This is a genomic window from Brucella ciceri (assembly GCF_041930145.1).
Classification (GTDB): domain Bacteria; phylum Pseudomonadota; class Alphaproteobacteria; order Rhizobiales; family Rhizobiaceae; genus Brucella; species Brucella intermedia.
In genome coordinates this window covers 16,747-43,052 of record NZ_JBHEEV010000006.1, presented here as the reverse complement: position 1 = coordinate 43,052, position 26,306 = coordinate 16,747, and the positions used below count along the sequence as shown (strand labels likewise).

Here is a 26,306-nt window from a genome sequence, read left to right as displayed (position 1 = left end):
TGGTCCATATCTAGCGTTGTCGCTTGGAGTTCTGTTCTCCCCATGGTAATCCCTGAAACGTCCTGGGCTGGGGGTGTGAACGGGACGCTGCCAGGCGACCGCATAGACAGGAACCGGACAGTAACGCGTATGACTTGGAGTAACAGGACGATACAGGGAAAGAGCATCGCCATGCTTTTGCTGGCGGCGCATTTTTCCTCGCTCACGGTGTCGCCTGCGCTGGCATTCGAGCTGTTCGGAATCCGCCTGTGGGGCGAGGACAAGAAGGAAGACCCGGATATCATCGACCCGAAGACCTATACGGTCGAGGTCACGACCACGGGCGACCGCAAGAATGCGGACGGCACTGAAGCCGATCTGAAATCCATCATCGAAGGCGCGTCGGGCCTCGTCGCGGATGCGGAGCGACCCGCTTCGGGTTCCGCCGGACTGCTCGCCAAGGCGCGCGGCGACTATCGCCGCATCCTGGCCGCGCTCTATGGCGAGGGCCGCTATGGCGGCACCATTTCCATCCTTGTCGATGGCCGCGAGGCGAACGAAATTCCGCCCGATGCGGATATTCCAAACGATCCGAAGATCGCGATCACCGTCGATCCCGGCCCGCAATTCCTGTTCGCGCGCACCGCGATCTCCAACATAGCGCCGCCGCCGGTCGACAAGCGCGATCACGTGCAATCGCCCGAAGAGGCCGGTTTTGCACCGGGACAGGTGGCCCGTTCGGGCACGGTCATCCGGGCCGAGCGTCTCGCCGTCGAGGCATGGCGCCAGCAGGGCTACGCCAAGGCGCGGGTTACCGATCAGGACATCGTGGCCGATCATGCTGACAACCGGGTTTCCGCCGATATTTCGCTCGATCCGGGCCAGAAGGCGCATTACGGGCCGGTCAGCGTTGTCGGAACGGCGCGCATGGACCCGCAATTCGTCGCCTGGATGACGGGGCTGAAAGAAGGCCAGGAATACGATCCCGACGATATCGAGAAAGCCAAAAAGCGTCTCGGCCGCATGGAAGTCTTCCGCGCCATGAGCTTCGAGGAAGCCGAAAAGATCGAGCCGGACGGCAGCCTGCCGATGACGCTCAACGTGCAGGAGCGCAAGCCGCGCCGCTTCGGCTTCGGTGCCGAATATTCGACCATCGACGGCTTCGGCCTCACCGGATACTGGATGCACCGCAACCTGTTCGGGCGCGGCGAGCGCCTGCGCTTCGACGCCAAGGTCAGCGGCATTGGCGGCACGCAGGACAATTCCTTCGACCCGAAGAACTTCACCTATCTTCTGGGGACAACTTTTACCAAACCGGGCGTCTATACGCCGGACACGGATTTCGTCGCATCGCTCGACGCCAAGCGCGAAGTGCTGGACGCCTATACCGAAACCTCGGTCAATGCGAAGACCGGTTTCACGCAGATATTCAGCGATGAACTGTCGGGCGCGCTCTATGCCAAGGCGAGCCATGGCCGCTTCAACGACGATGTGTATGGCGACCGCACCTTCACGACGGCGGGTCTGGAGGGCAATCTCCTCTATGACAGCCGCAACAACAAGCCGGACCCGAGTTCGGGCTTCTATCTGGAAGGCAATATCCAGCCTTTCTATGAATTCCAGTATGGCAATTTCGCCACCCGCTTCACCGCCGAAGGCCGCACCTATTACGGTTTCGGCGCGAAGGACCGGGTGATTCTGGCGGGTCGCCTGAAGGTCGGTTCGATAGTCGGCGCATCCGCTGCGGACCTGCCGCCAAGCCAGCTCTTCCTGGCGGGCGGCGGCGGCTCGGTGCGCGGTTACGGCTATCGCAATATCGGCGTCAGCGCAGGCAATGGCGAGATCGTCGGCGGGCGTTCACTCGTCGAGGCCAATGGCGAAGTGCGCGCCCGCATCACCGATTCGATCGGGGCGGTGGCATTCGTCGATGCCGGCTATGTCGGCGAAAAGTCGTTCCCCGATTTCTCGGAACAGATGCGTGTCGGCGTCGGTGGCGGTCTGCGCTACCTGACCGGCCTCGGGCCGATCCGCCTTGATGTCGCCGTTCCGCTCAACCGCCGCTCGGGCGATCCGAGCTATGGCTTGTACGTAGGTATAGGACAGGCGTTTTGACCAGATTTCTCGCAATCATCGCCTTCATCGCCTTCGCCGTCACGGCAGTCATCTTCGGCTGGCCGGAACAGCAGAAGCAGTCGCAGGCTCAAGCTCAGGTTCCCGCTCAGGCTCAAGATCAGGGTTCTGGACAGGAACAGGCAGAAGCACCAGCAGAAGAAGAGAAATCCTATTTCCTGTCCTTCGTGGAAAGCCAGCTTTCCGCGCCCAACCGCCGCATTTCCATTTCCGGCATCAGCGGCGTTCTGTCTTCGGAAGCCACCGTCGGCTCGATCACCATCGCCGACCGCGAAGGCGTGTGGCTGCGCATCGAGAACGCCAAGCTGAACTGGAGCCGCACCGCGCTTCTGGTCGGGCGTCTCAGCATCCAGTCGCTTGCCGCCGAACGCATCGACGTCATCCGCAAGCCATTGCCGGACAACAGCCTGCCGTCGCCGGAATCCTCCAGCTTCAGCCTGCCGGAACTGCCGATCTCGATCAATCTCGACCAGCTCGCCATTGCGCGCCTGCATTTCGGGCCCGACATTTTCGGTCTCGAATCGGAAGTCTCGGCCAATGGCCGCCTGTCGCTTGCCGATGGCTCGCTGGATTCCAGTTTCGATATCAAGCGCCTCGACGGCCCGGGCGGCACTTTCGCTCTTCGCGCCGCCTATGCCAATGCCGACCAGAAGGTCGATCTCGACCTGAAAGTCTCGGAACCGGCCAATGGCATCGTCGCCAATCTGCTGAACATCGATGGCCGTCCCCCGGTCGATCTCACCTTGACGGGCGCCGGTCCGCTCGACGGGTTGAAGGTCGATCTGGCGCTCGATACCAATGGCAGCCGCACGCTGACGGGCCAGTTCACGCTCGTCCGGCAAGGTCAGGCGCCCGATGGCGGCCGGGTTTTCTCCGCCCGTTTCAACGGTCCGATCGCGGTTCTGGTGCCGCCGGTATTCCGCGATTTCTTCGGTGCCGAAACGGTGCTCTCCGCCGATGGCTTCCTCAAGGATGCAGGCGGTTTCCGTCTCGACGATCTGGCGCTGAACAGCGCGGCCCTGAAGCTGAAGGCTTCCGCCGAAACCGGCAATGACCGCTTCCTGAACAAGCTGCACATCGATGCTTCCATTGCCGATGAAGGCAAGGGCCGCGTTCTCCTGCCGGTCAAGGGCGCTGAAACCTATATCGACAATGCGAAATTCCAGGTCGCCTTTGGGGATCGCCCGACCAATGACTGGACGGGAACGCTTGCCATTGCCGGTCTCAGGAACGCCACGATTTCTGCTGAAAGCATCGCGCTCGACATGGGCGGTGTTGCCGAAAACCTGAATGACGCCACCAATCGCCACATCACCTTCAAGGTCAATGGCGGGGTGGACGGCATTTCGGCGGAACGCGCCGAAATTGCCGAGGCGCTCGGCAACCGGATCGCGCTCGCCGTCGACGGCGCATGGCGCGCCGGTTCCCCGGTCGATCTGGCGCAGGCCAACATCTCCGGCAACGGTCTCAGCCTTGATCTCAAGGGCAATATCGACGACTTCGCCTTCAATGGCGATATCGCCGCCAAGGTGGCAAGCCTCGCGCCTTTCGGCGCTCTGGCCGATCGTGACCTTGCGGGCAGCATCGATGTCAACGCCAGGGGCATCGTCCGTCCGATCAGCGGCGCTTTCCAACTCGACCTCAACGGCACGGCGCAGAACATGCGCACCGGCACGCAAGCCGTCGACCGCATTCTCGATGGCGCGGTTACGCTGGGCGGGGCTCTTGGCCGCAGCGCGGAAGGCTTTTCGGCGCGCGATTTCCGCATCGGCAACGAGTTGAGCGAAATTACCGCCAACGGCTCCTTTGCCTCCGACAAGGCCAATTTCGATTTCGGCGTCATGCTGTCCGATCTCAAGCTTCTTTCCGATCAGGCATCGGGCCGGATGACGGTCAAGGGCAGCGCGCGCGGCGACGACAAGCTGATCGCGCTCGCATTGCGCGCCGACGCGCCGCAAGGCACTCTGGCCGGACGCAAGCTTTCCGAAGGCGGCCTCGATTTCAACGCCATGCTCGACGGCAACGCCACGACGGGTGCCGCCTTGTCCGGCAAGCTTGCGGGCAGCGCCTTCCTCAACGGCCAGCGCGTCGATCTGGGAACGCTGATCGATATCGTCAATGACGAAAAGCGCCTGACCGATCTCGTCTTCAACGCGGGCGGCGCGCATCTTTCCGGCAATGTGACCCAGAACGCGAAAGGTCTCCTGACGGGCGCGCTGAAGCTCGACGCCCCGGATATTTCCACCGCCGCAGCCCTGGCGCTTGCCGAAGCGACCGGCGCCGCCAATGCCGACATTACGCTGGACGCCAGTGACGGTCGCCAGAATGCATCCGTCACCGCAAACGCCAAGGACATCAAGGTCAATGGCAACCGTATCACCTCGGCTGATATTGCGTTGACGGCGCGGGACCTGTTCGGTGTACCGGTGGTCGATGGCAATGCTGCGGCGCGCGACATCATGGTCGGCACCTTCGGCATCGACAGCTTTGACGCCAAGGCCAATGCGACCGGGTCGAAAACCGATTTCACTGCCAATACCAGACTGAAGATCGGCACGGTTGCCAGCGCCGCCGGTTCGCTTGAGCCGAAGGATGGCGGTTTTGAACTGGGGCTCGCCTCGGCCAATGTGAAGCAGGGCACGCTCAGCGCCAATCTGGCCGCGCCCGCCACTATTTCCATGAAGGGCGAGGAAATCTCCTTCGGAGATATCGTCATCAATACGGGCGCGGATGCCAGCGCCGGTCAGGTCAAGGTCAACGGCGTCGTCGATGGCCGTCTCGATCTTTCGGTGGCGCTTTCCAATCTGCCGCTGGCGCTCGCCAATACGTTCAAGCCGGAACTGGGGCTTGGCGGCACGGTCAACGGCACGGCCCGCATCACCGGTACCAAGGAAGCGCCCAATGTCGCCTTCGACATGGCGGCACGCGGCGTGACGGCAGCCGAACTCAAAAAGCAGGGCATCGCTGCTCTCAATGCCGACGCCAAGGGCACCTCGGCCAATAACCGGCTCAATGTCGATGCGCATGTCACCGGAGGCGGCGGCATCGATGTGCGCGCCAATGGCGGCGTGCCGCTTGGAAAAGGTGATCTCGCTCTCGACGTCAATCTCGCCAATCTTCCGCTGACGGCGCTGAACGGTGCGGTCAAGGGACAGGATCTCGCGGGCAATGCCACCGGCACGGCGCGGGTCACCGGCCCGCTCACCAACCCTGCCGCGACCTTCAACCTGCGCGGCACCGGCCTTGCGGCCCGGCCGCTGCGCGAAAACGGACTTGCGCCGCTCACCTTGCAGGCTGCGGGCAGCTATGCGGCCATGGCCATCGACTTTTCGTCGGTCACCGTCGACGGTCCGCGCGGCCTCAATGTCACCGCCAGCGGCAAGGTGCCGTTCTCGGGGCAGGGGCTCGGCGTCAATGTCAATGGCAGCGTTCCGCTGGCGCTTGCCAATCGCTTCCTCGCGGATCGCGGCGCACAGGCAAACGGGACGCTGACGCTGACGGCCAGCGTTTCGGGCGGCTTCAACCGTCCGCAATTGCGCGGTATGTTCTCCACCAATGGCGCGACGTTCATCGATCCCGATACCAATGTCCGCCTCAACAATATCAATGTCATGGGCAGCATGGATGGCGAAACCATCACGCTGCGCCAGGTCAATGCCGCGCTCGGCAGCGGCGGATCGGTTTCCGCAAGCGGCACGATCTCGACCAATGCCGAAGCAAACTTCCCGGCCAATATCGAGATCAAGCTCGATCGCGCCCGCTATGCCGACGGCAAGCTGGTCGTGGCGACCGTCAATGGCGGGATTACGATCAATGGGCCGCTGATGCGCGATCCGCTGATTTCAGGCCGTATCGACGTCGACAGGGCTGAAATCTCGGTGCCGGAAAATCTCGGCGGCGGCGCGGCCTATGTCCCGGTCCGCCACAAGAACACGCCGAAGAATGTTCAGGTGACGCTCGACCGCGCCCGGGTCGAAACGCGCCGCAGCCGGGTGCCGACCCCGACAGCGCGCCCGACCGTGCCGCGCCTCGACGTTCTCATCAATGCGCCGAACCAGATTTTCGTGCGCGGTCGCGGTCTCGATACGGAACTGGGCGGACGCCTTCGCCTGACCGGGCCGGTGACCGATATCAAGCCGGTCGGCTCCTTCGACATGATCCGTGGGCGCATCGGCATTCTCGGCCAGCGCATCACCTTCGACGAAGGCCATGTCACGCTGGTGGGCGATCTCAATCCGCAGCTCAACTTCGTGGCCCGCTCGGAAGGCAATGAAATCACGGCAATCGTGACGGTGACGGGTACTGTCGACAATCTCGACATCAAGTTCTCTTCCACGCCGGAACTGCCGCAGGACGAAGTGCTGGCGCAGCTGATCTTCAAGCGCTCCATCGGCGAATTGTCGGCGTTCCAGATCGCACAGCTTGCCGCTGCCGCAGCCGAACTTGCGGGCGGTTCCAACAACTCGCTGATGAACAAGCTGCGCGCCGGGACAGGTCTCGACGATCTCGACGTGGTGACGGATGAGAAGGGCCAGACGGCGGTTCGCGCCGGACGTTATATCCGCGACAACATCTATCTCGGCGTCGAAGCAGGCTCGGGCGGCTCGACCAAGGGCACGATCAATCTCGACATCACCCGCAACCTCAAGGCCAAGGGCGCACTGGGTGCGGAAGGCGATTCCAGCGGCGGCATCTTCTACGAAAAAGATTATTGATCGCCGCAGACAATGGTCACATGGGGCCGGGTTTTGCGACCCGGCCTTTTGCCATCCGGACACAACTGTAAATAGCGAAAAGGCGAAAAAGCCATAATTTCGCCATCAAAAAACCATTTCAGACACGCCTTCGCCGTATTTGCCTTGATGTTTAAATCGATTGAATGGCGGTGATCGCTGCAATTTAAGCTTTAAACTGCAATTTTCAGACACGTTTGCGCGAGTTGTTTAACCGTTCTTCAACCATAAGAACGCAAATTGCTGTTCAGTATGGCGGTCGCGTTGCGGCTGTTTTTCAACCGTCGTTTCATCCCTTGTTTCAGGGTCAGTTGCATGTCGAAGTCGCGTGATGATCTAAGCCGCCGCCATTTCCTTTTCGGCACCGGAGCCATCCTCCTCACCGGTGCTGCCGGCTGTTCGCAGACGATGGATATGTCGGCCTTCCAGATGAATGTCGATCCGATGTCGACGGGCGGGATCACGCCGATGCGCCCGCAGATCAGCGTCGACAGGGCCATCACCACGCCGGACGTCATGTATGCGTCGGTGAAGGAAGGCCCCTATGATCTCCCGGCCATTCCTTATGACAAGGTGCCGAAGCAGTTCCGCCGCCAGATCGTGCCGGACCCGACCGGGCAGGCGCCGGGCACCATCGTGGTCAGCCTCAAGGACCACTATCTCTACTACGTCCTGCCGGGCGGCGAGGCGCTGCGCTATGGCGTCGGCATCGGCAAGGCCGGTTTCGAGTGGCAGGGCACCGCCAATGTCCAGTACAAGAAGCAATGGCCGCGCTGGACGCCGCCGCCGGAAATGATCCAGCGCAAGCCGGAACTGGAAAAGTACCGCAACGGACAGGAACCCGGCCCGCAAAACCCGCTCGGCGCCCGCGCGCTCTATATCTATCAGAACGGCCGCGACACCGGCTATCGCATCCACGGTTCGCCGGAATGGTGGTCGATCGGCCAGTCCATGTCCTCGGGCTGTATCCGCCTGATGAATCAGGACATCATCGATCTCTATAATCGCGTGCAGGGCAAGGCGCCGATCATCGTCGGCTAGAGCGGTTCCTGTTCTAACGGAATCGCCGGAACCGCTCTAACTATTTGTTTTATCGCATTATCCAACGCCTCGAAGCGGGATAAGAAATCAGTCCAGTGAACTGATTTCCCTGCACAGACGTTTCACACTTTTGCTGAAAATGCTCCAGGGCCGGATGTCGCTGGAGTGAAACCGACCGTTTCGGGTTAAACAAAAAGGCCGCGCCAGATCAGGCGCGGCCTTTTTCATTTCAGTTTGAAAAGCTTATTCGAAGCGCACCGACTTCGGCAGGGCTTCGCCAAGCTTGACGAAATGGCGCAGTTCGGCGCGCAGATTTTCCGCCGAAGCCATATGGATATGGCTCTGCGGCGCGACCTGGTTCTGCACGACCTGGGTGGATACGCCCGGCATGACAAACGCTCCTGCGGTCAGGACGAGGGCGGCGGCAATGCCGAGGCGTCGTTCGGTTCTGGCCTGCATTTCTATCTCCTTGCGCCGATGGACGGCGGCTTAAAATATCGAATCACGTTCATTCGCAGACGCTGGGACTTTTCAGTCGGGAGCCCGTCAGGGGCCGTTTAGTGAAAAGTCGCGCGCGGCGTAAAATTCAAGGCGCTGTCGATGGCATGGATCGGTATTGGCAACAAAGTCTGGCCGAAATCAGCCAGCGTGTCGGCAAAATTGCGCGCAGCCCCTGCCACATCGTCGCAGCGGCGATGACAGGCAATGGCTTCAAGGCAGGTATCGAGCAACAGCGCGTCCTGGTTCTGGATGCCGGAAATCAGCCCCAGCGTCAGGCATTCCTCGCGGCAGACATGGTGCGAATCGAAGGGGAAGGCCCGCAACGGACAGCTGGCGCAATGACGCAGAACGCGGATGAAATGCGACAGTTCGCCCACCGCGCGCCTGGCCTCGGAGGCCCCAAGCACTTCCGAATAGAGGCCCCAGGTCATTTCCCACGGGATGATCGAGCCCGTCTCGAAACCCGCGGTCCAGCGGCGATAGCCTTCCAGCACCAGCTTTTCCGGCAGGCGGTCGAAATAGCCTGCGGTGTTGGCACCGTTCAGTTGGGATATGCGCATATTCATGTCCGCCTCCCGAAGAAGGAGCGGAACGAACACGAGGCTGCGGATGCGGAGCCATGCCCGCCCGCCCGGAAACGTTCCGTTTCCCCTCGCACATTGCAATATCCGGTCGGCAGGAGACGAAGCTGCCAGGGCAGTCCGTCGACATTTGCGGACCGGCATTCGCCGAGACCAATCATAGGGTCCTCCAATCGAAAGGGTTCAAGGCCCAGACATCAAAGGTTGTGAATTTGCACCATGCATAAAAGCCTGAAAATTCATCTGGAGTCAATTACTCAAGTTTAAAATCTTGTTGGATTTCAATTGTTTGGAATTATTCTAGACTCTAATAGTCATGTTTACAGCATTCAGGAAGGAACGCAACCGCTGCGGGGGTTCAGCGGTTGCGGCAAACGGGCGCATAATGCGCGAGGGAGAGACGACGCGGATCATCCGCCCCTTTGCTCACCACAGTCGCATTCTCCGGGACGCCGGGCTGCAAAGAGCAATCGGTCTGCGCATCCTGCTCGCGTCGCTTTCTCCGCCGCATGATCTTTTGCGAAAAGCCTGCGGCCTTTCGGGATCATGTCCGGAAATACGCTCCGCGCGGTACGCGAAAATCACTCTTCCGCCACGGCCTGACGAATATGCGACCGCAGTGCCGGGGGCATCCCGAACCTTGAAACGGTGTCGGGATGCGCATCAGAGCTTTTCGACCTGTATGGATCAGACCGGCGCTCTGACTTCTTCAAGCATGATCTTGATCGATCCTCGTTTCACTCCGGCCGGATTACGCTCTGGAGACGCGCCGGCCGGGTGCACTCGGGTCGAACCATGCTCTAGTGACCCGAATGGTCTTCGTCCTTCTGGCCGCTTTTCGCGGTGACGGGGAAGTCGATCGTCACCTTGCCGGCCTTTTCGAATTCCAGCGTGACGGAAACGGTCTCGCCTTCCTTGTAGGGCTTCTCCGGCTGGATGAACATGAGGTGGTAACCGCCGGATTTCAGCTCGACCTTTCCGCCTGCCGGAATCTCCAGGCCGCCTTCAAGCTGGCGCATCTTCATCACGTCGTTCTGCATCGACATTTCGTGGATTTCGACGCGCTTGACGTCTTTGGTGGTCACCGAAACCAGCTTGTCGGCCTCCTTGCCGTCATTGGCGATGGTGAGAAAACCGCCAGCAACCTTGGCGCCGGGAACCATGGCCCGCACCGAGGGAGCCGTGATTTCCAGTTCGCCGATCCTGGTCGGGGCCGCCGCCTGCATGGAGGCATGGTCCATCTTGCCCATCTGGCCATGATCGCCGTGACCGCCGCCATGTTCGCCGTGTCCGTCATCGGCACCGGCGACCTTCACCAGAAGCTGCGGCGCGGGATGTTCGAGATCGTGCGGGTTCTGGCCTTCCTTGGGAATTTCCGTCCAGGCAACCGATGCGGCGCTTCCGCAAAGCTGCGTCACGGGGAAGGAGAGGGTGGTGTCCTTGTCGAACTTGGCGAGCTGGCCGACGACGGTGAATTCGTCATAGAAATCGCCTGGCAGGCTGCCATCGGTGAAACGCACTTCGCGAACGCCGGAGGTCACGTCCTTGCCGTGCACCTTGTAGCTCCGGGCATAGTCGCCCTTGGCGGTCTCGATCTTCCAGCCGGCCTTGGCCTGCGGCTGGGCGGAAACGAAGCCCTCGGGAAGCTCGATCTTCACTTCGGTCGTGGCCATGCCGTCGCAGCCATGCGGCACGCGGAAGGTCGCCTTGTAGAAGCTGCCCGCCTTGGCTTCGCCCTGGTCGAGCGAGGAATGGGCCTGTGCCAGACCTGCGGAAGCGCACAGCGCGGCAAGCGAGATTGCGGAGGCGAAAAGACGATGGTTCTTCATTGTTTCAAACCTGAATAATCATTGGTAGGCACGCCGAAACAGGGTTCGGGCGCGTTCATTCCGAATGCGGGGCATTCGTTCAAAAGATCATATTCAGGCGAGAGGCGGCGCTTGCGGCGGTGCCGATGGCGGGTAGGTGCTGTGCCGCAGGATGGGCTGCGGCGGCACGATGCCGTCGGCCATGGCAATGTGCGGGGCGGCGCCGGTGGAACCGGCTGGCGCGGGGCACAGGAAGGCGGAGGAAATCCGGCAGGCTTCGCAACCATTGTTGCTGAAGTGCTTGTCATGGCCCTTCTGGTCCGGATCGGAGCCATGATCGCCGATGCAGAGCACCGGATAGCTGCCATCCGGCAACTGGTATTGGGCCAGCAGGTAGCTGTCTGGCGCATTGAGGTCGACGGGCTTGTGCGCAAAGGCGACGAACATCAGGGCGAATACGCTGAGGATGCGTATCGCCAGAGACATCCGATATTGGCCGATGCTCGTCTTCAACTCAAAGCTTCTCCATGCAAGCCGAGATTACGTATCCCATGCAGGCCGTCTTTGCCAAGCATCAAACAGAAACGGCGCGAATTGGTCGCGCCAGCGGTTTTCTCCAGACTTGCCTTAAAATTATCCCGCAGGCGGGCAGGTACTATAAGATGGCCTCTGATCCTTGCTGTTTCTGTCAGGATCAATTAGGCTCACTTTTGGGGTAGAACAGGCGGGGGATACGAAAAGATTGCATAAATTTCACATTTGAAGAATTGAATTGCCGATGGCGGGGGCATAATTGGTAGTGATGATAAAGAAACGCAAAGGGACTAATCCGATGTTCTCGAAATCCTTCAAAGAAGGGTTCGCGTCCGGTTTTGGAGCGCCCTTCTCCTTCTTTGCAAAAACACGAATAGAGCGTCCACGCCAGTATAGCGTCAATGTTTACAAGGCTTGGGCGGATGCAGGGATGTTTCTTTCGCGAGCCACTGAAAAACAGGGCTCTCTAATTGAATCCGAAACCAGAAAAGCAAGAACAAAAAGGCGTGGCCACAAAAGCGCCGCCTGAAATAACGACGCTCGCTGAAGAAATTTTTAGGCAGATCGGTCCGCTTCTGCCACAGCAACAACGAGAGGCTGTTCTGACCAGAATAGTCTCCGTCATGTCCAACGAGCAGTTTTCAGGTCCAATCGCCCACCCGAAGCATCTTCGCGAATATGAAGATATTGTACCGGGTTCGGCTGAACGCATAATAAGCATGGCCGAAAAAGCGCAGGACCATAACCGGCGGATGGAAGAAAAGATCGTCGATCATCAAATAAACGATGCGCGGCGCGGGATGAATTATGGTTTTGCCGGGCTGGTACTTCTCGTCCTGCTGGCCTTTATTGCTGGTATGTTTCACAATAATCTGCTGGCGACGTTGCTGCTGAGCACGGCTGCTTTCGGCGCTGTCGCTCACTTCATCAATGGGCGCTTGACCAACGGCAAAGCTGAAATCCCAGAAAAGAACTGAGTGTTTCCGGAAAGCAAGAAGCGCGACCGGGGCCGTTTACGAGTTGTCGCCGAACTCTTTATCCGGCGACAACTTATGGCTGGCGGCTAGGATGTTAACGCACCGCGCCCCTGACAGAGAGCAAGTAGCCTTGTGTTCGACAGTTCCGGGCCATCCTTTAGAGCGCGTTTCGATCCGATTGGATCAGATCGCCCGCTTCTTCATCTGTTCGGCAATATAATCCGCCTGACGGATGGCGAGCGCCACGATGGTCAGGGTCGGATTTTCCGCCCCGCCGGTGGTGAACTGGCTGCCGTCGGAAACGAACAGGTTCTTGATGTCATGCGTCTGACCGTGCTTGTTCACCACGCCATCCTGCGGCTTTTCGCTCATCCGGTTGGTGCCCAGATTATGCGTTGACGGATAGGGCGGCGTCGGGAAGGTGCGGATCGCGCCGACGGCCTCGTAAAGCGCCTTGCCCTGCGCATAGGCATGGTTGCGCATGGCAATGTCGTTCGGATGGTCGTCATAATAGACATCGGGAACCGGCAGGCCGTGTTCGTCCTTCACATCCTTGCTGAGCGTGATGCGGTTTTTCTCCTGCGGCATGTCTTCGCCGACGATCCACAGGCCCGCCATGTTGACATAATCGTCGAGCGCCGAGGTGAAGCCGCGTCCCCAGCCGCCCGGATTGAGGAAGGCCGCCATGAAGGGCAGGCCGAGCGAGATGGTTTCCATCTCATAGCCGCCGACGAACCCGCGTTTCGGATTATGCGCGGCCTCGTCGCGGATGATGCCCGCCATGGTCGTGCCGCGATACATGTGCACCGGCTTTTCGAATGAGGCATAGACCGAGCCGGTGGTGTGCCGCATATAGTTGCGCCCCACCTGTCCCGAGGAATTGGCAAGGCCGTCCGGGAATTTCGATGAGGCCGAGTTCAGCAGGAGGCGGGGGCTTTCGATCGAATTGCCGGCCACGCAGACGACGCGCGCTTTCTGGAAATGCTGCTTGCCGTCCTTGTCGGCATAGAGCACGCCCGTCACCTTGCCTGCCGCATTGTGCTCGATCTTGAGCGCCGTGCATTCCGGGCGAACTTCCAGCCTGCCGGTTTCCTCGCCCTTCGGGATTTCCGTATAGAGCGTCGACCATTTCGCGCCCCATTTGCAGCCCTGGAAGCAGAAGCCGGTCTGCTGGCAGCCCATGCGGTCGTCGCGCAGCGCGGAGTTGATCGCCATGCGGCCCGTATGGCATTCCTTGTAGCCGAGCTTGTCGGCGCCCGCCTTCAGAACCTTGAAGTTATTGTTGCCCGGCAGGCCCTCGATCCCGTTGGTGCGGGTGACGCCCATCTTGTCCTCGGCCTTGACGTAATAGGGCTCCAGTTCGGCGAGCGTGATCGGCCAGTCGAGCAGGTTCGCCCCTTCGACCTTGCCGTAATGGGTAAGCGTCTGGAACTCGTAATCCTGAAAGCGCAGCGATGCGCCCGCCCAGTGCGTGGTGGTGCCGCCGACGGCCTTGACGATCCATGCGGGCAGGTTCGGGAAATCGTGCGACACGCGCCAGCTGCCCGATGTGGTGCGCTTGTCGAGCCAGGCGAGCTGGTCGAAACTGTCCCATTCGTCATTGATGAAGTCTTCGAATTCGTGGCGTTTTCCCGCTTCCAGAATGACGACGTCGATGCCTTTCTGGGCCAGTTCGTTGCCGAGCGTGCCGCCGCCTGCGCCCGAGCCGATGATGACGACGACCTTGTCGTTCTTGAGATCATATGGAGCAGCCATTGTTTCCTCCCAATGCTCTCCCGTTTCCGCAGGCAAGGCGCTTGCAGGACGGGGATGCCGCTTTGAAATTGGTGTGTTCCGGCGCCGGGGCGCTTACAGCCATTCGATATCGTCGAAGCCGCGCTGGATATAGCCGCCCTTGGAATAGGCCTCGCCCTCGTAGCCGAAGAGCGGCCAGATTTCCTTCTGGTTGTAGAGGCCGGTCACAAGCCCGCTGCGCACCTTCTGGAAGAAAGGGCTCTTCTCGATATCGCGCAGGATCGCGACGCGCTCTTCCTCCCAGCCCAGACCGAGATAGCCTCCGGCTCCGGCCCGCTTGTCCAGATCGGCGACACCGTCCTCGATCAGCTTCTTCAGCGTCTCGTCCTTGGCGGAATCCGCGTCATAGGGCTTGACGGCGATGGCGTAGAAACGGTCGGGCAGCTTGTCGTGCGGGTAGATGTCGCGTGCGAGCTGGATCAGGGTCGCCATGGTTTCGGGCTTGAGCGTGGCGGTCTCGAGCGCCCATGCGAATTGCGGGCAGATCACGGCGTTGCCGCTGATGACCAGCATGGCGCCGAGGCTGAGGCCCGCGCCGCGCTTGAGAATGTCGCGGCGCGACAGCGTCCTTTTCTCCCGGGTGGAAAGACCGTCGAAAACGGTTGTCATTCGGTTCTCCTCCATTGCTTGCCCGTCCGGAATGGGCGGGCTGGCTGTGCATTCCCGGAGATTTCCACCACCGGGAGCGCTGGCATTCGCATCCTTCAGGGCCGCTCCTCCCGGCCATGAAGGACGATGGGCGGGCCTACTGGTAACGGCCCCCGCGTTGCAGAACTTCGATCTTGTAGCCGTCCGGGTCTTCCGCGAAGAAGAAGCGGGCAAGCTGCACGCCATTGTTCTTGAAATCGACGAGCTTGCCGACCTTGAAGCCAAGTTCGCTGAAGCGGGCATGTTCGGCATCGACATCATCGACCACGACGGCGAGATGGCCATAGCCGTCGCCCAGATTGTAAGGCTCGGTGCGGCCCTTGTTGACCGTCAGTTCGACTTCGAAATCGGCTTCGGCATTGCGCAGATAGATCAGCGTGAAGGTTTCGAAATCGATGCGCTCGGCAATATCGAGGCCAAAAGCCTGTTTGTAGAAGGAAACGGATTTTTCCTCGTCGAGAACACGGATCATCGAATGAATGGCTTTGGCCACATGCTACTCCTGTTTCTTTCGCCGCTTCGTCAAATGCGGCTTGCGATTGTGTTGCTGGTTGTCGATTATGGAAGAAAAAACCACGGCGTGGTGGCAATCGGCTACCACAGCCAGTTTCGTGCTCTTAATGAATGGAGGAACCCATGTGCAAGGTTTTCGCCGAGCAGGACCCGGAAGGCTACCGGCAGATCAACCGCTCCGTGCGCATAGGCGGCCATTCCACCAGCATTCAGCTGGAGGCCACCTTCTGGCGCCTGCTGGACGAGATCGCGGCCAGCCAGAACCTGACCACGCCCCGCTTCATATCGACGCTTTACGATGAAGCGCTGGAGGCCAATGGCGCGATCCCCAACTTCGCCTCCATGCTGCGCACGACCTGCGCGCTTTATCTCATGGGCCACCGTCCCGAGGCGGCCGTTTGTGAGGAAGCGGCCTGAATGAATATTGGCCTCTTGGTGAAATGGGAATAGGGGAGTAGGGGAGTATGGGAATAGGCAGTAAGGCAATATGTTCTCAAACATACTCCTTACTCCCCTATTCCCTTACTGCCTTCGTTAAAGGAATCGAAATGGCAAGCGTAACACGCGAACAGGTTCAGGAGCGGCTGCGGGCCGTGACGGGACCGGATTTCGAAAGCGATGTCGTGTCGCTCGGTCTGGTGTCGGATATCTTTATTGCCGACGGCAAGGTCTTCTTCTCCATCACGGTTCCTGCCGAGCGCGCCGACGCGCTGGAGCCGATGCGGCTTGCCGCCGAGAAGGCGGTGAAGGAAATTCCGGGCGTCACCGGCGCGCTGGTCACGCTCACCGCCGAAAAGAAGGGCGGACGCACCAGCGACGACGCACCCCCACCGCCCAAACCCCAAGCTAGACCAGCAGCCGCACCGGCGCAGCACCGTCATCCCGCGCCGCCGCAGCGCGCGGCGACGAAGCCGGGCATTCCGGGCGTCGGCGCGATCATCGCGGTTGCATCGGGCAAGGGCGGCGTCGGCAAATCCACCACGGCGGTCAATCTGGCGCTTGGCCTTGCCGCCAACGGGCTGAAGGTCGGCATTCTCGATGCCGATATTTACGGGCCGTCCATGCCGCGCCTGCTCGGCCTTTCCGGTCGCCCGGAAACGGTGGAGGGCCGCATTCTGAAGCCGATGGAAAATTACGGCATCAAGGTCATGTCCATGGGCTTCATGGTCGATGAGGAAACGCCGATGATCTGGCGCGGGCCGATGGTCATGTCGGCGCTGACGCAGATGCTGCGCGAAGTGGCCTGGGGCGAGCTTGATGTGCTGGTGGTCGACATGCCGCCCGGCACTGGCGACGCGCAGCTCACCATGGCGCAGCAGGTGCCGCTTGCGGGTGCCGTGGTTGTTTCGACGCCGCAGGACCTGGCGCTGATCGATGCGCGCAAGGGGCTGAACATGTTCCGCAAGGTGGATGTGCCGCTTCTCGGCATCGTGGAGAACATGAGCTACTTCATCGCGCCCGACACCGGCGCGCGCTACGATATTTTCGGCAATGGCGGCGCACGCAGGGAGGCCGAACGCCTCGACGTGCCGTTCCTCGGCGAAGTGCCGCTGCATATGGACGTGCGCGCCTATTCAGACGCCGGAACCCCGATCACGGTCAAGGAGCCGGAGAGCGAACACGCGAAAATCTATCGCGATATCGCAGCCAAGGTCTGGGACAACATGAAGGGCGGCAAGGGGGCTGGAAAGCCAGCGCCGGCGATTGTGTTTGATTAAGGGATTAAGGGATTAAGGGATTAAGGCAGTAGGGCAGTAAGGCAGTATGTTAAGGGAATAGGGGAGTAAGGGAGTAGGGGAATATGTTTTGGTTGCGGACGACCGCAACGCACATATCCTTCTCTGCCCTACTGCCCTACTGCCCTACTGCCCTACTGCCCTACTGCCCTACTGCCCTACTGCCCTACTGCCCTACTGCCCTACTCAAGTAACCACCGACGGCTCCGTCCGTCCGCTGCGCTTCTTCACTTCCGCGATCTGTTCTGCCGCTTCGATGTAGGGAGCCAGCGTTTCCTGCGTGTCGAGATTGTGCCGGGCGGTGTCGGCCTCATAGCGCTCGACATAGATGCGGATGGTGGCGCCCGACGTGCCGGTGCCGGACAGGCGCAGCACCACGCGGCCGCCTTCCGGGAAATAGATGCGGATGCCCTGATGTTCGCTGATCGAGCCGTCGACCGGATCGCGATAGGCGAAGTCGTCGGCCTTCTCGATCGTGAGGCCGTTGACCGTCGTGCCGGGCAGGGAGGCCAGCTTGCCGCGCAGGTCGGCCACCAACTGTCTGGCGATGTCGGAATCGACCGCTTCATAGTCGTGGCGGGTGTAATAATTGCGTCCGAAACGCGCCCAGTGCTCCTCGACGATTTCCTTCACGCTCTGCTTGCGCACCGCCAGAATGTTGAGCCACAGCAGCACCGCCCACAGGCCGTCCTTCTCGCGCACATGGTCGGAGCCGGTGCCGGAGCTTTCCTCGCCGCAGATCGTCACCTTGCCGTTGTCGAGCAGATTGCCGAAGAACTTCCAGCCGGTCGGCGTTTCGAACATGCCGAGCCCGAGCTTTTCCGCCACGCGGTCGGCGGCGGCGCTGGTCGGCATGGACCGGGCAATGCCCTTGATGCCGTCCTTGTAGCCGGGCGCCAGATGCGCATTGGCGGCGAGCATGGCAAGCGAATCGGACGGGGTCACGAAGATGCCGCGCCCGATAATGAGATTGCGGTCGCCGTCGCCATCGGAAGCCGCGCCGAAATCCGGCGCGTGATCGGACATCAGAAGATCGTAGAGATCCTTTGCGTAGACGAGATTCGGGTCCGGATGATGGCCGCCGAAATCCGGCAGCGGCACGAAATTGACGACGCTGCCCTTTGGTGCGCCAAGTCGCTTCTCGAAGATTTCCGTGGCGTAAGGGCCGGTCACCGCATGCATCGCGTCGAACTTCATGCGGAACCCGCCCTTGATCATGGCGCGGATGGCGTCGAAGTCGAACAGGCTCTCCATCAGTTCGGCATAATCGGTAACGGGATCGAAGATGACGACCTCGGTGTCGCCGATCCGTGTGGTGCCGATCGTGTCGATATCGACATCGGCCACATCGGCGATCCTGTACTGGTCGATCACCTTGGAGCGGGCGAAGATCGCCTCGGTGATCTTTTCCGGCGCCGGTCCGCCATTGCCGATATTGTATTTGATGCCGAAATCTTCATTCGGCCCGCCGGGATTGTGGCTGGCCGAAAGCACCATGCCGCCGAAAGCCTTGTATTTGCGGATCATGTTGGAGGCTGCAGGCGTCGAAAGAATGCCGCCCTGACCCACCATGATGCGGCCAAAACCGTTGGCGGCGGCAATCTTGATCAGCTTCTGGATCACTTCGCGATTGTAATAGCGACCGTCGCCGCCGACCACGAGCGTCTTGCCGGCAAAACCTTCCAGCACATCGAAGACCGACTGGATGAAGTTTTCAGCGTAGTTCTGCTGCTGGAACACCGGAACCTTCTTGCGCAGGCCCGAAGTGCCCGGCTGCTGATCCTGGTATGGGGTGGTCGCGATTGTCGTTACGGTCATGTTTTTCCCGGTTGATTCAATCAGTTGGTACGATACACCTTGTCGGCATTTGCGGTCATTGCAAGACAACATAGATCAAACTTATTGATTGAAAATAACAAAGCGTGTGTTTGTCGCTGGCCATGCTACAAATTCCGTCATGACGGACAATGCTCGCCCCATCGCTGGCCCGCGCGATCAGACGCGCCTGAAACGCGACGATGCCACCGGCCTCGAAGCCGTGGCGGCGCGCTTTCACAGCCACGCCTATGACATGCATTTTCACGACGAATGGCTTGTCGGGGTGACACATGCGGGCGTTCAGGATTTTTTCTGCCGGGGCAGGCGGCGGCAAAGCACGCCGGGGCGAGTGATTCTCATCGAGCCTGGCGAACGCCACGACGGGCAGGCGGTCGCGGCGGACGGCTTTGCCTATAACATGCTCTATATGCCGCAGGCGCTGATCCGCGATGCCATGGGCGGCAATGATGCGCATATCGGCTTTCGCCAGACGCTGGCCGATGACAAGGAACTCTTCCATGCGGTCGCCCGCGCCTGCGAGGCAATCTTTCTGGAAGCGCCGCGCCTGATGATCGAGGACTGCCGCGACCGGGTGACGAACCATCTTTCCCGGCATCTTTCCCCCAATCTGGGCCACGACGTGGCAGAAAAAGCGGCGGCTCCGCATCCGGTCGCAGCCCGCACCATGGATTATCTGCGCGCGCGCTTCGACGAGGAATTCGGCCTCGATGAACTGGCGGAAGCGGTGGGAGCCGCCGACCGTTTCCAGCTTTCACGCGGGTTCCGGCGCGCCTACGGCACCTCGCCGCATGCCTGTCTGGTGCAGTTGCGCCTTGCCGAAGCCCGCCGCCTGCTGCGCGAAAAAGTGCCGCCGGCGGAGGCCGCAGCACTCAGCGGCTTTGCCGACCAGAGCCATATGGGGCGCTGGTTCCGCCGCGCCTATGGCATGACGCCTGCCGCCTATCGCCGGGGGCGCACAAACGTTCCAGAAATTGCAGCCGCAAAGGGCTAGTTCTTTCCTCGAACAGAGGAAGACCCGATGATTTTTGAAACCAAAGTAGCCATTCTTGTCCTGCACGATCTGCCCGTCTGGCAGAAGTTGAACGTAACCGCCTTCATCGCGACCGGCATATCCGGCGCGGTTCCGCAGGCAATGGGCGACCCTTATGAGGATGCGGCAGGCCGCAGGCATACGCCTCTGCTCGGCCAGCCGATGCTGATCTTCTCGGCAACGCCGGACGTGCTGCAAAGGGCATGGCAGCAATCGATCCAGCGCGATCTCGTCCGTGCGCCCTATGTGCGCGCCATGTTCGAGACCGGGCACGACGTCGCCAACCGTGCTGTGTTCAAGGCCGAAAATGCCGATGCCCCCGATCTGGTCGGCCTTGCGCTTTATGGTCCAAAGAAGGATATCGACAAGGCCATAAAGGGAACTAGCTTGCATCCTTGAACAGCACGCTCTGGTCGAACAAATAGCGGTTGGAAAGCGGCAGGCTTGCCGCGCCCATCGCCTTGGCATGGACGCCAACCTTGCCCTCGATGATCTCCGGCGCCCGCAGGCCCTGCAAATCGAGGCATGAAAGCTCGACGCGGGTCGCTTCCACGATGCGGTGGCGCACATTGCCCGGCAGCCAGCCATCGATGATGGCGGCGGGAAAGTCGATGACGGAGGCGGCGGCCACTGCCGCATGCGCCAGCCCCCGTGCGGCAAGCGCCACCCATTCGTCGAGCGGCGTACCGAAATTTCGCCAGTTTTCCGGCGAAAGCCACAGATCGTCGGAGGGCAGGTGCCGCTCCTGCAACATGCGTTCGAGGACGAACAGCGAGGCCGTGTCGATAAGCTGCAAGGTTTCGCCGCGTTCCCACGTGCCGCGCATGCGCATCGGCATGGAGCCGAGCGCGCCCGCATTGCCGGTGCGCCCCGGATAGAGCGTGTTGTTCAGCACCACGCCGCCGCCGATGAACGACCCGATGAAGAAATAGACGAAATCGGTGAATTCTGGTCCGCGGCCAAAAGTCAGTTCTGCGCCGCAGGCCGCCGTTCCGTCATTCTGGATGAAGACCGGAAACGAGAAAGCATGGGCGAAATCGCTGACCAGATCGGCGCCAAGCCATGCATCAAGATCTTCGGCTGGCGCACCCACTTCCTCGACCCAGTTCCACAGTTCAAAGGGGAGGGCAATGCCAAGCCCGGCGATGCGGTCGCGCCTGGCCGGTTCCAGCGCGGCTGTGAAGGCGTTGACGCTGTCGATGGTGAAGCTGCGGATTTCGTCCGGCACCGGCCAGCGATAGGTGATGTGCCGCCGCTCGCGAATCGCGCCCAGAAAATCCATCAAAATGATTTCCGCGCTGCGCCGCCCGATCTTGAGGCCGAAGGAGAAAACCCCGTCGGCGGCAAGGCGCATCGGCATGGAAGGCTGGCCGACACGGCCGCGCACCCGTTCGCCCTGCGTGATGAGGCCGTCTTTTTCCAGCGCACGAATGATGACGGAAACCGTCTGCGCCGAAAGCCCGGTCAGGCGCGCAATGTCGGCGCGGGCAAGCGCGCCGTGCCTGCGCACCAGCGCCAGAACCAGCCGCTCATTATAGGCGCGCACGCCGATCTGGTTTGAACCGCGATTGACGTTCGCGCCGGGCCCGGCGAATTGCTGCATGGCGGGGCCCGGCGTTCCTGAAAGCGTTCCCGAAATTGTGCCGGAAGGCGTTGCGGGAACGCTTTCGGCTGATCCGCTGTCCGGCTCGCGCTCAACTTTATGCCTGACCATAGCCTCTCCCAGATTCCGGCCCATGGGATGCAATCGGAATGCGGCCATGGCGTGCGGGAATTCCTAAACCAAACATCGAAGGAGAAAAACCCCTGACGTGCGGGACATCAAATAAAACAATCGCTTAAGATAGGCGCGGATAAAGCTGGCAGCCTGTCGCCCGCTCGTTTCGCGCTTTCTCCTCCGCCAGTCAGAGTGACACAGCACATTAATAAATCAAGTGGATTTATTAATTGACTCTGTTTTAAAGCCGTGTTTTGCTTCTCCGGTGCCGGGAAGAGGAACCGGCTGCAATCTGGGAGGAGTCCATGAAGAAGACAGTTCTGTCGGCAGCCTTTGCTGCCTTCGCGCTTGGCGCTGCCGCCATTCCATTGAGTTCGGCCAACGCCGCCGATGCCGGCGCGTGCCTCATCACCAAGACCGACACCAACCCGTTCTTCGTCAAGATGAAGGAAGGCGCTGTCGCCAAGGCCAAGGAGCTTGGCGTCAATCTCAAGACCTATGCGGGCAAGATCGACGGCGATTCCGAAAGCCAGGTCGCGGCCATCGAAACCTGCATCGCCGATGGCGCCAAGGGCATTCTGATCACCGCGTCCGACACCAAGGGCATCGTGCCGTCGCTGCAGAAGGCGCGCGAGGCGGGCATGCTCATCATCGCGCTCGATACGCCGCTTGAGCCAGCCGACGCGGCGGACGCAACCTTCGCCACCGACAATTTCCTCGCCGGTGAGCTGGTCGGCAAATGGGCGGCGGCGACGCTTGGCGACAAGGCCAAGGACGCGCATGTGGCTTTCCTCAACCTCACCGCATCGCAGCCGAGCGTCGACGTGCTGCGCGATCAGGGTTTTGCCACCGGTTTCGGCATCGATCCGAAGGACAAGACCAAGCTCGGCGACGAGGACGATCCGCGCATTGCCGGTCGCGACCTGACCGACGGCAACGAGGAGGGCGGACGCCGCGCGATGGAGAATCTTCTCCAGAAGGACCCGAACATCAATGTCGTCCACACCATCAACGAACCTGCCGCCGCCGGTGCCTATGAGGCGCTGAAGGCCGTCGGACGCGAAAAGGATGTGCTGATCGTCTCCATCGATGGCGGCTGCCCCGGCGTGAAGAATGTCGAGGCTGGCGTGATCGGCGCGACCTCGCAGCAATATCCGCTGCAGATGGCGGCGCTCGGCATCGAAGCGATCAAGAAGTTTGCCGATACGGGCGAAAAGCCGAAGCCGACCGAAGGCAAGGATTTTGTCGATACGGGCGTGTCGCTCGTCACCGACAAGCCGGTCGAAGGCGTTCCGTCGATCGATACCAAGACCGCGCTCGGCAAGTGCTGGGGCTGACAGGCTCTTTGGGTTCTGGTTCGGCGGATCGGAAGGTCCGCCGGGCCAGGTTGAAGGCAGGAGACAGAGATGAGTGAGCCACAGGCGGCTTCCGCTGCACAAAAACCGTCCATGCAGGACTATGAAAAGACGCTTTCGCAGAGCGCGGCGGAAGTCGCCTCCTTCGATGCGGGCGACCGGTCGCTGCTTTATCGGATGCGGAGTTTCCTGCATCACAATCCCGCTGCCGTGCCGTTGATCGTGCTCGTCCTGTCGCTGCTGATCTTCGGCGTCACGCTGGGCGGCAAGTTCTTCTCCGCCTTCTCGCTGACGCTTATACTGCAGCAGGTCGCCATTACCGGCATTGTCGCGGCGGCGCAGACGCTGGTGATCCTCACCGCCGGCATCGACCTTTCGGTCGGCGCCATCATGGTGCTGTCCTCGGTGGTGATGGGCCAGTTCACCTTCCGCTACGGTCTGCCCGCCGAGCTTGCCGTTCTCTGCGGCTTTGCCACCGGCGCGCTCTGCGGCTTCATCAACGGCTTTCTGGTCGCCTATGTGCGCCTGCCGCCCTTCATCGTGACGCTCGGCATGTGGCAGGTGATCCTCGCCACCAACTTCCTTTATTCCGCTAACGAGACCATCCGCGCGCAGGAAATCACGGCGGAAGCGCCGATCCTGCAATTCTTCGGCGAGAGTGTGCGCATTGGCGGCGCGGTCTTCACCTATGGCGTCATCGCCATGGTGCTTCTGGTGCTGCTGCTCTGGTATGTGCTGAACCACACCGCATGGGGACGGCACGTCTATGCCATCGGCGACGATCCGGAGGCGGCGCAGCTTTCCGGCGTCTCGGTCAAGCCCATCCTCATGTCGGTCTATGTGCTGGCGGGTATCATCTGCGCGCTGGCGGGCTGGGCGATGATCGGCCGTCTCGGCTCCGTGTCGCCGACTGCGGGCCAGTTCGCCAATATCGAATCCATCACCGCCGTGGTGATCGGCGGCATATCGCTCTTCGGCGGGCGCGGCTCCATCCTCGGCACCATGTTCGGCGCGCTGATCGTCGGCGTGTTTTCGCTGGGCCTGCGCCTGTGGGGCACCGATCCGCAATGGACCTATCTCCTGATCGGCGTTCTCATCATTGCCGCCGTCGCCATCGACCAGTGGATCAGAAAGGCTGCCGCATGAAAACGAACACCACGCCTGTTCTTTCCGCCAAGGGGCTGGTCAAGCGCTATGGTCGCGTCACGGCGCTCGACCATGCCGATTTCGACCTCTATCCCGGCGAAATCCTCGCGGTCATCGGCGATAATGGCGCGGGCAAGTCCTCGCTCATCAAGGCGCTGTCCGGCGCGATCAAGCCGGACGAGGGCGAAATCCTGCTCGACGGCAAGCCGGTCAGCTTTCATTCGCCGATGGAAGCGCGGCAGGCGGGCATCGAGACGGTCTATCAGAACCTTGCCTTGTCGCCAGCACTTTCCATCGCCGACAACCTGTTTCTCGGCCGCGAAATCCGCCGCAAGGGGCCGCTCGGCTCGCTGTTCCGCATGCTGGATCGCGGGGCGATGGAAAAGATCGCCCGAGAAAAACTCTCCGAACTGGGCCTGATGACCATCCAGAACATCGGCCAGGCGGTGGAAACCCTTTCGGGCGGCCAGCGTCAGGGCGTTGCGGTGGCGCGTGCCGCCGCCTTCGGCTCCAAGGTGGTCATCATGGACGAGCCGACTGCGGCGCTCGGCGTCAAGGAATCGCGCCGCGTGCTGGAACTCATTCAGGACGTGAAGCGGCGCGGCATGCCCATCGTGCTCATCTCGCACAACATGCCGCATGTGTTCGAGGTCGCCGACCGCATCCACATTCACCGGCTGGGACGCCGCCTGACGGTCATCGACCCCAAGGAATATTCCATGTCGGACGCCGTGGCGCTGATGACCGGCGCGATGAGGCCGAAGGAAGCGGCTTGAGCTTCTGATATGCTGGCGGGACGAATCACGGAAACCGGACATGACGCCTATCGAGCGCGAAGCCCTGCCTTCGGAAATTCTTGCGCGGCTGGCGGAAACTGACGGACGCCTGATCGTGGCCGTTGCAGGCCCGCCGGGAGCCGGAAAATCCACCATGTCCGACTATCTGCTCCATGCCATCAACAAGGGCGGCGATGCGCCGTCCATCGTCGTGCCCATGGACGGATTTCACCTCGACGACGCCATTCTCGACAGGCGCGGATTGTTGAGCCGCAAGGGTTCGCCGCCAACCTTCGACTGCGCCGGGTTTGCGGTGCTGCTGCAACGGCTGAAACAGGCGGACGGCGAAGTCTTCATCCCGGTCTTCGACCGCTCGCTGGAGCTTTCCCGCGCCGCCGCATCCGTGGTCGGGCCGGAGCATCGCGTGCTTCTGGTGGAAGGCAATTACCTGCTGCTCGATCAGCAGCCATGGGCGCAGCTTGCTCCCTTCTTCGATCTCACGATCTATCTGGACGTGCCTTTCGACGAACTGGAGCGCCGCCTCACCGATCGCTGGCTTGGCTTCGGCTTCGATGCCGAAACCGCCCGGAACCGCGCCCTTTCCAACGATATTCCCAATGCCGAACTCGTGGTCGCGCAATCGCGCAAGGCGGATTTTGTCGTGGTCTCGGACGGGCGATAACAGGGAATTGCGTCTTTCAAGGGTTGCGGCGACGCGCTTGCGTCTGCATGATGGGAAAATCGCTTCATCAGTTTCCGACCGGAATAGTTCCCCATGACGACATATGTTTTTGCGCCGCCTCCGCAGCCGTTTCTGCCGGTGAAGGGAACGGACGCGCTCTTTCCCGTGCATCGCATCTATTGCGTCGGCCAGAACTATGCCGATCACGCCATTGAAATGGGCGGCGATCCGACCCGCAACCCGCCTTTCTTCTTCCAGAAGAACCCGGACAGCCTGGTGATCGGGGGCGGCGACTTCCCCTATCCGCCGAAGACCGAGGACGTGCATCACGAGATCGAACTCGTGGTGGCGCTGAAGACCGGCGGCACCGACATTTCCGTCGAAAAGGCGCTGGGCCATGTTTATGGCTATGCCGTCGGCATCGACATGACGCGCCGCGACCTGCAGGCCGTGGCCAAGAAGGCGGGCCGCCCGTGGGAAGTGGCGAAGGCTTTCGAGCACTCCGCGCCCTGTTCGGCCCTCGTGCCGGTGTCGGAAATCGGCCACCCGGAAAAGGCGGCGATTTCGCTTTCCATCAATGGCGAGACGCGCCAGTCGGGCGACCTCAACCAGATGATCTGGAAGGTGGCGGAGACCATTTCCTACCTGTCGTCGCTCTTTGAGCTGCGCCCCGGCGATCTTATCTTTACGGGTACGCCTGCGGGCGTTGGCCCGGTCAAGCGCGGCGACCGTCTGGAAGGCAAGGTGGATGGTGTGGGGGAACTGTCCGTAACCGTAGTGTGAAGA

Annotated in this window: 22 protein-coding genes; 13 read left to right on the top strand and 9 right to left on the bottom strand. The window is 61.1% G+C overall.

Features of this window, described 5'->3' with window-relative positions; translation table 11 throughout:
* The first annotated feature begins 129 nt into the window (after window positions 1–129).
* From JNC63_RS13225 to JNC63_RS13215, 3 genes are all read left to right on the top strand, one after another.
* Entirely contained in the window at window positions 130–2,091 is a 1,962-nt protein-coding gene (locus tag JNC63_RS13225; RefSeq protein ID WP_425393938.1) for an autotransporter assembly complex protein TamA, read from the top strand.
* Window positions 2,088–6,824 carry a translocation/assembly module TamB domain-containing protein gene (locus JNC63_RS13220; protein ID WP_063619905.1) on the top strand — a complete coding sequence of 1,579 codons (4,737 nt, stop codon included), beginning with the start codon at window positions 2,088–2,090 and terminating at the stop codon, window positions 6,822–6,824. The genes JNC63_RS13225 and JNC63_RS13220 overlap by 4 nt, the downstream gene beginning before the upstream one ends.
* A 333-nt stretch (window positions 6,825–7,157) precedes the next feature.
* On the top strand, window positions 7,158–7,883 hold the full coding sequence (locus tag JNC63_RS13215; RefSeq protein ID WP_006471206.1) for a L,D-transpeptidase: 726 nt from the start codon (window positions 7,158–7,160) through the stop codon (window positions 7,881–7,883).
* A 243-nt stretch (window positions 7,884–8,126) separates the two neighbouring features.
* On the opposite strand, the gene JNC63_RS13210 is transcribed toward JNC63_RS13215, so the two are convergent.
* From JNC63_RS13210 to JNC63_RS13195, 4 genes are all read right to left on the bottom strand, one after another.
* Window positions 8,127–8,342: a hypothetical protein gene (locus JNC63_RS13210; protein ID WP_063619906.1), complete on the bottom strand. Its 216-nt coding sequence runs from the start codon at window positions 8,340–8,342 to the stop codon at window positions 8,127–8,129.
* Between the two features lie 98 nt (window positions 8,343–8,440).
* Entirely contained in the window at window positions 8,441–8,950 is a 510-nt protein-coding gene (locus tag JNC63_RS13205; protein WP_025090696.1) for a hypothetical protein, read from the bottom strand.
* Between the two features lie 815 nt (window positions 8,951–9,765).
* On the bottom strand, window positions 9,766–10,794 hold the full coding sequence (locus JNC63_RS13200; protein ID WP_063619907.1) for a DUF1775 domain-containing protein: 1,029 nt from the start codon (window positions 10,792–10,794) through the stop codon (window positions 9,766–9,768).
* A gap of 93 nt (window positions 10,795–10,887) precedes the next feature.
* Window positions 10,888–11,286: a hypothetical protein gene (locus tag JNC63_RS13195; protein ID WP_021587702.1), complete on the bottom strand. Its 399-nt coding sequence runs from the start codon at window positions 11,284–11,286 to the stop codon at window positions 10,888–10,890.
* A gap of 491 nt (window positions 11,287–11,777) precedes the next feature.
* On the opposite strand from JNC63_RS13195, the gene JNC63_RS13190 reads away from it, so the two are divergent.
* Entirely contained in the window at window positions 11,778–12,284 is a 507-nt protein-coding gene (locus JNC63_RS13190) for a DUF2335 domain-containing protein (RefSeq protein ID WP_063619908.1), read from the top strand.
* A 183-nt stretch (window positions 12,285–12,467) separates the two neighbouring features.
* Here the strand turns inward: JNC63_RS13190 and JNC63_RS13185 are convergent, their stop codons facing one another.
* The 3 genes from JNC63_RS13185 to JNC63_RS13175 all read right to left on the bottom strand — a co-directional run bounded on the left by JNC63_RS13185 (window position 12,468) and on the right by JNC63_RS13175 (window position 15,219).
* Window positions 12,468–14,039 carry a GMC family oxidoreductase gene (locus JNC63_RS13185; RefSeq protein ID WP_063619909.1) on the bottom strand — a complete coding sequence of 524 codons (1,572 nt, stop codon included), beginning with the start codon at window positions 14,037–14,039 and terminating at the stop codon, window positions 12,468–12,470.
* 93 nt (window positions 14,040–14,132) lie between these two features.
* Entirely contained in the window at window positions 14,133–14,687 is a 555-nt protein-coding gene (locus JNC63_RS13180; protein ID WP_025090699.1) for a hypothetical protein, read from the bottom strand.
* Between the two features lie 136 nt (window positions 14,688–14,823).
* Window positions 14,824–15,219, bottom strand: a complete 396-nt coding sequence (locus JNC63_RS13175; protein ID WP_021587705.1) for a VOC family protein — start codon at window positions 15,217–15,219, stop codon at window positions 14,824–14,826.
* Window positions 15,220–15,362: 143 nt separating this feature from the next.
* Here JNC63_RS13175 and JNC63_RS13170 point away from each other — a divergent pair, with 143 nt between their 5' ends.
* The gene (locus JNC63_RS13170; RefSeq protein ID WP_006471202.1) at window positions 15,363–15,656 is read left to right on the top strand and encodes a ribbon-helix-helix domain-containing protein; all 294 of its coding nucleotides are present in this window, start codon (window positions 15,363–15,365) and stop codon (window positions 15,654–15,656) included.
* Between the two features lie 131 nt (window positions 15,657–15,787).
* Window positions 15,788–16,957, top strand: a complete 1,170-nt coding sequence (gene apbC / locus JNC63_RS13165) for an iron-sulfur cluster carrier protein ApbC (RefSeq protein WP_006465780.1) — start codon at window positions 15,788–15,790, stop codon at window positions 16,955–16,957.
* Between the two features lie 204 nt (window positions 16,958–17,161).
* Here apbC and JNC63_RS13160 read toward each other — a convergent pair whose 3' ends face one another.
* Window positions 17,162–18,793, bottom strand: coding sequence for an alpha-D-glucose phosphate-specific phosphoglucomutase (locus JNC63_RS13160; protein WP_063881799.1), 1,632 nt, complete (start codon window positions 18,791–18,793; stop codon window positions 17,162–17,164).
* 139 nt (window positions 18,794–18,932) lie between these two features.
* Between JNC63_RS13160 and JNC63_RS13155 the strand changes: the two genes are divergently transcribed.
* Complete coding sequence (locus JNC63_RS13155) at window positions 18,933–19,805, top strand: AraC family transcriptional regulator (protein ID WP_063620063.1); 873 nt, start codon at window positions 18,933–18,935, stop codon at window positions 19,803–19,805.
* Window positions 19,806–19,832: 27 nt separating this feature from the next.
* Complete coding sequence (locus tag JNC63_RS13150) at window positions 19,833–20,243, top strand: DUF2000 domain-containing protein (protein WP_081252451.1); 411 nt, start codon at window positions 19,833–19,835, stop codon at window positions 20,241–20,243.
* On the opposite strand, the gene JNC63_RS13145 is transcribed toward JNC63_RS13150, so the two are convergent.
* Entirely contained in the window at window positions 20,227–21,558 is a 1,332-nt protein-coding gene (locus JNC63_RS13145; RefSeq protein WP_081252452.1) for an ROK family protein, read from the bottom strand. The genes JNC63_RS13150 and JNC63_RS13145 overlap by 17 nt on opposite strands.
* A gap of 308 nt (window positions 21,559–21,866) precedes the next feature.
* Here JNC63_RS13145 and JNC63_RS13140 point away from each other — a divergent pair, with 308 nt between their 5' ends.
* The 5 genes from JNC63_RS13140 (at window position 21,867) to JNC63_RS13120 (ending at window position 26,303) form a co-directional block, all read left to right on the top strand.
* Window positions 21,867–22,898 carry a sugar ABC transporter substrate-binding protein gene (locus tag JNC63_RS13140; protein WP_025090704.1) on the top strand — a complete coding sequence of 344 codons (1,032 nt, stop codon included), beginning with the start codon at window positions 21,867–21,869 and terminating at the stop codon, window positions 22,896–22,898.
* Between the two features lie 69 nt (window positions 22,899–22,967).
* Entirely contained in the window at window positions 22,968–24,062 is a 1,095-nt protein-coding gene (locus tag JNC63_RS13135; RefSeq protein ID WP_021587711.1) for an ABC transporter permease, read from the top strand.
* A complete protein-coding gene (locus JNC63_RS13130; protein WP_061344754.1) occupies window positions 24,059–24,838 on the top strand; it encodes an ATP-binding cassette domain-containing protein in 780 nt (259 codons plus the stop codon). The genes JNC63_RS13135 and JNC63_RS13130 overlap by 4 nt, the downstream gene beginning before the upstream one ends.
* A gap of 40 nt (window positions 24,839–24,878) precedes the next feature.
* A complete protein-coding gene (locus JNC63_RS13125) occupies window positions 24,879–25,520 on the top strand; it encodes a nucleoside/nucleotide kinase family protein (RefSeq protein ID WP_063619911.1) in 642 nt (213 codons plus the stop codon).
* 93 nt (window positions 25,521–25,613) lie between these two features.
* A complete protein-coding gene (locus JNC63_RS13120) occupies window positions 25,614–26,303 on the top strand; it encodes a fumarylacetoacetate hydrolase family protein (protein WP_063619912.1) in 690 nt (229 codons plus the stop codon).
* Window positions 26,304–26,306: the final 3 nt, after the last annotated feature.

What these genes read in the sequence shown, in the direction of transcription:
- JNC63_RS13225 (WP_425393938.1), top strand. Translation starts at nt 130, where the DNA reads ATGACTTGGAGTAACAGGACGATACAGGGAAAGAGCATCGCCATGCTT.
- JNC63_RS13215 (WP_006471206.1), top strand. Translation starts at nt 7,158, where the DNA reads ATGTCGAAGTCGCGTGATGATCTAAGCCGCCGCCATTTCCTTTTCGGC.
- JNC63_RS13210 (WP_063619906.1), bottom strand. Translation starts at nt 8,342, where the DNA reads ATGCAGGCCAGAACCGAACGACGCCTCGGCATTGCCGCCGCCCTCGTC.
- JNC63_RS13205 (WP_025090696.1), bottom strand. Translation starts at nt 8,950, where the DNA reads ATGAATATGCGCATATCCCAACTGAACGGTGCCAACACCGCAGGCTAT.
- JNC63_RS13200 (WP_063619907.1), bottom strand. Translation starts at nt 10,794, where the DNA reads ATGAAGAACCATCGTCTTTTCGCCTCCGCAATCTCGCTTGCCGCGCTG.
- JNC63_RS13185 (WP_063619909.1), bottom strand. Translation starts at nt 14,039, where the DNA reads ATGGCTGCTCCATATGATCTCAAGAACGACAAGGTCGTCGTCATCATC.
- JNC63_RS13180 (WP_025090699.1), bottom strand. Translation starts at nt 14,687, where the DNA reads ATGACAACCGTTTTCGACGGTCTTTCCACCCGGGAGAAAAGGACGCTG.
- JNC63_RS13170 (WP_006471202.1), top strand. Translation starts at nt 15,363, where the DNA reads ATGTGCAAGGTTTTCGCCGAGCAGGACCCGGAAGGCTACCGGCAGATC.
- apbC (WP_006465780.1), top strand. Translation starts at nt 15,788, where the DNA reads ATGGCAAGCGTAACACGCGAACAGGTTCAGGAGCGGCTGCGGGCCGTG.
- JNC63_RS13160 (WP_063881799.1), bottom strand. Translation starts at nt 18,793, where the DNA reads ATGACCGTAACGACAATCGCGACCACCCCATACCAGGATCAGCAGCCG.
- JNC63_RS13155 (WP_063620063.1), top strand. Translation starts at nt 18,933, where the DNA reads ATGACGGACAATGCTCGCCCCATCGCTGGCCCGCGCGATCAGACGCGC.
- JNC63_RS13150 (WP_081252451.1), top strand. Translation starts at nt 19,833, where the DNA reads ATGATTTTTGAAACCAAAGTAGCCATTCTTGTCCTGCACGATCTGCCC.
- JNC63_RS13145 (WP_081252452.1), bottom strand. Translation starts at nt 21,558, where the DNA reads ATGGTCAGGCATAAAGTTGAGCGCGAGCCGGACAGCGGATCAGCCGAA.
- JNC63_RS13140 (WP_025090704.1), top strand. Translation starts at nt 21,867, where the DNA reads ATGAAGAAGACAGTTCTGTCGGCAGCCTTTGCTGCCTTCGCGCTTGGC.
- JNC63_RS13135 (WP_021587711.1), top strand. Translation starts at nt 22,968, where the DNA reads ATGAGTGAGCCACAGGCGGCTTCCGCTGCACAAAAACCGTCCATGCAG.
- JNC63_RS13130 (WP_061344754.1), top strand. Translation starts at nt 24,059, where the DNA reads ATGAAAACGAACACCACGCCTGTTCTTTCCGCCAAGGGGCTGGTCAAG.
- JNC63_RS13125 (WP_063619911.1), top strand. Translation starts at nt 24,879, where the DNA reads ATGACGCCTATCGAGCGCGAAGCCCTGCCTTCGGAAATTCTTGCGCGG.
- JNC63_RS13120 (WP_063619912.1), top strand. Translation starts at nt 25,614, where the DNA reads ATGACGACATATGTTTTTGCGCCGCCTCCGCAGCCGTTTCTGCCGGTG.